Source organism: Azospirillum formosense (assembly GCF_013340925.1).
GTDB lineage: Bacteria > Pseudomonadota > Alphaproteobacteria > Azospirillales > Azospirillaceae > Azospirillum > Azospirillum formosense.
This window is the reverse complement of sequence record NZ_WHOR01000533.1, coordinates 1-849: the sequence shown is the minus strand read 5'-3', so window position 1 is coordinate 849 and position 849 is coordinate 1. Positions and strand designations below refer to the sequence as shown.

At 74.9% G+C, this 849-nt stretch carries 1 protein-coding gene; it reads right to left on the bottom strand.

Translation table 11 applies throughout. From position 1 onward, the window contains the following. Nucleotides 1-728 (bottom strand): branched-chain amino acid ABC transporter permease (locus GBZ26_RS29640; protein ID WP_345772092.1); only part of this gene is annotated, 728 nt, incomplete at its 3' end. Between the last annotated feature and the right edge of the window lie 121 nt (nucleotides 729-849).

The following is an 849-nucleotide window of genomic DNA, read 5'->3' as shown; positions in this document are numbered from 1 at the left end:
CGCTGGGTGTGCACGGCCAGCGCTCCCGCCGCCCCGGCATAGACGGCGCTCAGCGCGAAGGCGGCCAGCCGCAGCCCGCCGACGTCCAGACCCAGCGTGCCGGCGGCCAGCGGGTCGTCGCGCACCAGCGTCAGCGCCCGCCCCCAGCGCCCGCGCGCCAGCCTCCAGGCGAGCAGTCCGCCCAGCGCCACGAAACTCCACACCACCGCCGCCAGCGGCAGCCCGCGCGGCACCGCCCAGCCGAACAGGACGATGCCCGGCACGCCCGGCAGGCCGTTGGCGCCGCCGGTCAGGCCGGGGCTGTTGACCGCCAGCAGATGGACGACCTGCGCGATGCCCAGCGTCGCCAGCGCGAAGTAATGGGACTCCAGCCGCAGCACCGGCAGCCCGACCAGCAGGGCCAGGAGCAGCGGCACCAGCAGCGACACCGGGAAGGTCGCGGCGAAGCCCCAGCCCCACTGGCTGCCCAGGATGCCCGTCGCGTAGGCCCCGATCCCGAAGAAGGCGCCATGGGCCAGCGACAGCGCGCCGCCCAGCCCGAACACGATCTGGAACCCGAGGGCGGCCAGCGCGTACCCCCCCGCCACAGTCAGCACGCGCAGCCCGTAGGGCGACGCGTACAGCAGCGCGTACGCCCCTAGGCCCGCGACCATCATCCCCTCTCCTGCGAAGCGGGGGAGGGTCAGGGTGGGGGCCAGCGCCCGCACCTGATGCGCAATCCTACGCACGGCGCCGCGCCGCCTCGCCGAACAGCCCCTGCGGGCGGGCGACCAGGATGACCAGCAGCGTGGCGTAGAGCAGCCCGAGCGCCACCGGATAGGAGAGCACCGACGACACCCCCACCTCGAA